This window comes from Bacteroides sp. OF04-15BH (genome assembly GCF_003477995.1).
GTDB lineage: Bacteria > Bacteroidota > Bacteroidia > Bacteroidales > Bacteroidaceae > Paraprevotella.
The window spans coordinates 5,168-9,307 of the sequence record NZ_QUEM01000054.1; the positions used below are offsets into that span (position 1 = coordinate 5,168).

General features: G+C 35.2%; 4 protein-coding genes and 1 pseudogene. All 5 read right to left on the reverse strand.

The genetic code is table 11. The features are described from left to right. Positions 1 to 833 (reverse strand): annotated as a pseudogene (locus DXA74_RS15020) (PD-(D/E)XK nuclease family transposase); the annotation flags it as partial. A 198-nt stretch (positions 834 to 1,031) separates the two neighbouring features. Further along, complete coding sequence (locus DXA74_RS15025; RefSeq protein ID WP_118528934.1) at positions 1,032 to 1,775, reverse strand: nuclease-related domain-containing protein; 744 nt, start codon at positions 1,773 to 1,775, stop codon at positions 1,032 to 1,034. Positions 1,776 to 1,816: 41 nt separating this feature from the next. Beyond that, complete coding sequence (locus DXA74_RS15030) at positions 1,817 to 2,443, reverse strand: hypothetical protein (RefSeq protein ID WP_233550581.1); 627 nt, start codon at positions 2,441 to 2,443, stop codon at positions 1,817 to 1,819. A gap of 41 nt (positions 2,444 to 2,484) precedes the next feature. Then, positions 2,485 to 3,087, reverse strand: coding sequence for a hypothetical protein (locus DXA74_RS15035; RefSeq protein WP_118528938.1), 603 nt, complete (start codon positions 3,085 to 3,087; stop codon positions 2,485 to 2,487). Further along, a complete protein-coding gene (locus DXA74_RS15040; RefSeq protein ID WP_147401146.1) occupies positions 3,071 to 4,057 on the reverse strand; it encodes an AAA family ATPase in 987 nt (328 codons plus the stop codon). The genes DXA74_RS15035 and DXA74_RS15040 overlap by 17 nt, the downstream gene beginning before the upstream one ends. Positions 4,058 to 4,140 lie beyond the last annotated feature (83 nt).

The window sequence follows — 4,140 nt, forward strand, 5'->3', positions numbered from 1 at the left end:
TTTTTCCAGCCGGCCTCACGGGCATCCTCTTCTACAATGCGGCTCACCCGATAACGGTCCAAGGCTTTATCATAGGCTATCCGGTCTTCCAAAGAAAGATTCGCTACCGCAGCAAGTTCCTCCAATCTACTAAAGACCTGCTCCTTCAAAGCATCAGGCATTCGGTTCCAATGTTGCATATTCTTAAGCGTATAAATAAGTTTGTCATATAAAGTTTCACATTCATTCAGTTCCTTTTTGAAGAAAGGAAACTGAAGATAAATCTGACGGAAATGGGCATTTACCACCTTACCGCTTTCCCGGTCGGTAATCACCGTATCGGTACGAAATTTATCTTCCAGTCCGGGTTCTGAGAAATTCATCAGGAAGACGCCATATACGGTAGACAGTTTGTAACGACTACCATAACTGTCCGGTTTCGGTTCACCCAAGAAGTCGTTGTCCTCCTGATCCGATTCAGTCAGGCACAATTCGCGCTCTTTCTTTTTCTTTTCACGAATATTTTCCACCTGCCTTCCTATGGCACGGCACATATAGAACAGCGTACGGTCCAAAAAGTTACTGTGCATGCGGTTCTGCATTTCCACAATAATATATTCCCCGGTAATGGTCAGACAATAAAGGTCATAGATAATACCCGCATCGTCCATATTGTCCGAACGGTTTTCTTTATCCAGAAAAATCAGGTTTTCAATCTGATGCTCTCCAGCCAACAATTCATTCAGCAAAGTAATCAGTAAATCTTTACTTGCAGGCTGCCCGAAGATAATTTTAAAACCAATATCTGTAAACGGATTCACGAAATGACTACCGATAAAATCAGAACGACTCATATCCCCTCCTTTCTTTTAAAAACCCTTCATTCTACAAATGTATTTATTTTCTGCATAAAGAGCAATACAAATCCTCCTTTTATCGCACTCCTTTTTCTTTCGTGTGCTCAGAGACATTCTGTTATATCTTCGGCAATACCTTTCACTCGTTTATTTATATTCTGCACAAGTATTTCATGATGAACATTCAAATCTAATCTAAAACCGAAAAAGTTTCCTCAAACAAAAACCCAACAATCCCGTACTATAACTTATTATTGGTTGTGGTTGACCTTTATTGTTTCGTTGAACTGAAGCAATATGATCAGCAATAATTTGTGGATCATTTCCATTGTTTACTGCCTGACGTAGTATGCTTGCAACTTCTTTTTTATTTGTATAATTTGCAAAATCTGCTTCACCCACCTTTTTCAAAACATATTTTATATCCGTATTATATCCAACGTAGGTGTTATCAGACATATAACTAACATCTTTAAGAACACTGTCGCCCGTAAAAAGAACAACATTATATATAGGTAAGTTAGCAAACTGTTCTGATTGCTCCTGTAAAACTTTTATATGTCCGGCATTTTGCATAATAGGGTTATAGAACCGATACTTTTCTTTTCCATAATTCAGTATCTGGGTCCAATATTTTTGCCTTTCATTCCCGAAAATCCATCCACTATAATCCTTCACTTCTATGGCAATCAAGCCTTGTGGAGTGGCTACGACAATATCTATTTGAGAATACTCACCATTTTTCTTTTGCAAATATAAATCATGAAATATAGCCTTAGGATGTACTCCCTTCTTCAGCATTTTAATTACTAATCTGCGCTCTGCTTCAGTTCCTCTTTCTGGCGAAGAAACAGAACACAACAATTCCATATTTCTCCGATGATTTAAATAAGAGAGTATGATACAGGCAAGCAAAATAGAAATAAAAATGTATTCCATATAAAATTAATTTCTGGTTAGCAGATATTTATTTTATTGTTCTATTCTTTCAATGTAACTTTAATTCCTAAATCAAGAACTTCAGAGATTTTTTCAATAAATGCTTTCTTCATTGGATTGTTACTATGTGTAATCAATAGCCATCCCTCTCCCAGGTCCTTCTGACTTCTACCATACTTTGCATCCCTACGATTTGAAATTACCGGAACTTTACAAAACTTAAGATTATACTCCTCCACAACCCTGCGCACCTTAGTTACACCAATTCTTTTAACGACTTCAACTAAAGTTTCTACTGCTGTTTTCTCTGCAATCACACTCCCATCTGGAAATACTACTGACATAGCTCTGGCAGGTCCCCGTTCTATCTTCTCATCCGAACGAGAATTACGATTCCTATGCGTTACTTCCGGATCGAGTACCATTTCTTTTGCATCTGTCAGCTCTGCTGTAAAATTACGTTTACGGCTAAGATGAACACTCAACGGTTGTCCAGGAACATAATCCACGACCAATACAAGTTCCCTTTTTACTGGTTGTAACGCTGGTTCTATAGTTCTGCTTAATACAGGAAGAATTTCTTTCTTAATAATATCTTCCTCTAATTCATTTGCCTTCCTTTCTAAATCTTCATTTACAGGAAGCCCTTCTTTTCGAAGAGTTTCCATAGCCTCATATAGTTTACTTAGTCTTGACATAATAAATACACTTACAATTTTGCCATCAGTTTTTTTTCGTCTATAATAGACACACTGTTTGTTGGAATAAAGCGTACTTTATACTTCTGATGTAATTTTTTGTATTCTGTAGCATCATCAAAAATAGTTTGATTAAATGACAGTTTATTCCTTCTCGGAAACGATATGATACCGTAAACACGTTGTTTTTCTATAATACCTTTATCCCTGAATATTTGTATGGTTGATATAATCTGAGTTTTTACCTTATCCTTATATTCTGATATATTTTTCGGCTTACAGTCTTTAATCTCCACAAAAGCCATACTTATATCCTTTTGCTCGCTTTCAGGAAACAATACACACTCACAATGCGACAGATCATGCCCATCACTATCTTTAAACTGATTATCATCAAAGATATTGCATACAATAGGCAAATGTGAAGAATTTTCTAAAACCAAACAATCCATTTCTGCAGCACTGTCAGGAACTAATGGAACTGTTTCATGAAATTCCACTTTTCTGTTACTGTCAGTTCTTTCTGTAAAATCAGCAATATATAGTATTGGAGCTGTACTACTACAAAAAACGGACTGAGGATAAATAGACTGAATTTTATTCTTCATCTTCATAATAGTTTAAAAGTTCCAAATACTCTTCTGAATTCTTCTTGTATGCTTTGTTTAAGTAATTATCCTCTATGATTCCATCTTCATCTTGCACACAGCGAAGAGTACCATTATCCAATTCAAAAACTGATATCAATTTAGGCTTTATCCATGCTGAATGAGAAGGAAAATCAGAAGTTTCCTCCTCTGGAATATTATCCCTTACCAATCCTCCCATCATACAATTATTTAAAGCAAACAATATATATGGGCTATGCGTAGTAATAATGGCAGCATGATCTTTTCCATTCTGCATCATTTCTAAAAGCCAATATACAAATTCCTGCTGAGTGTCTGGAAAAAGATTCTGCTCTGGTTCTTCTATAAATAGTTGAGTGAAATGATAATTAAACAACTGATCCATAGCATGGACAGCCTCATATATATTATGAGACAAATCCCTCGGAGACAAATCCGAAAGTTTATTTATCACCTTTACATCAAAACTCTCAAGTATTTTGAATATAGAAATCAATCTATTGGAATGTTTCTTAAAATTACTGATATTTTCTCCATTTGCAATTCTATTAGCCACCATAATCATTTCCGTAGCAAAATCCTTTTTTGCCATTTCTTTTGACGGAGATAAGGCTCTTTGCTTTTGATACAGATTTGACAACATATATATTATCGTCTGACACAATGGCAACACTGATTGAACACCACTTGATGCATTCGTAAGCAATAACTTTGATCCATTATCAAATATATAGTCCTTGTCATTAATATTTTCATAGGAAACTTTCCTGTTAAGAAGATTTGAGATATCAAGTTTCTTAATTTCCTCTTTAGCCTCAGACCAATCATAAGCAAAATAAAGCAACACATTGTTACCCTCATTATACTTATTAAAATTAGGTACTCCTGCTACAAAGTTACGTTCCGAAGGAATATAACAAATTTTGGGATAAGCGAATACCATTTTATCATTCAACTTAATTGTAGTTTTTTTCGAACTATGAGTATATGTTATAGTTGTCTTAATACAGAAATACTTCACACCGTTTTAACAATTAA

Bases quoted from the DNA above. Each gene is read 5' to 3' on its own strand.
- DXA74_RS15025 (WP_118528934.1), bottom strand. From the start codon at position 1,775: ATGGAATACATTTTTATTTCTATTTTGCTTGCCTGTATCATACTCTCT.
- DXA74_RS15030 (WP_233550581.1), bottom strand. From the start codon at position 2,443: ATGGAAACTCTTCGAAAAGAAGGGCTTCCTGTAAATGAAGATTTAGAA.
- DXA74_RS15035 (WP_118528938.1), bottom strand. From the start codon at position 3,087: ATGAAGATGAAGAATAAAATTCAGTCTATTTATCCTCAGTCCGTTTTT.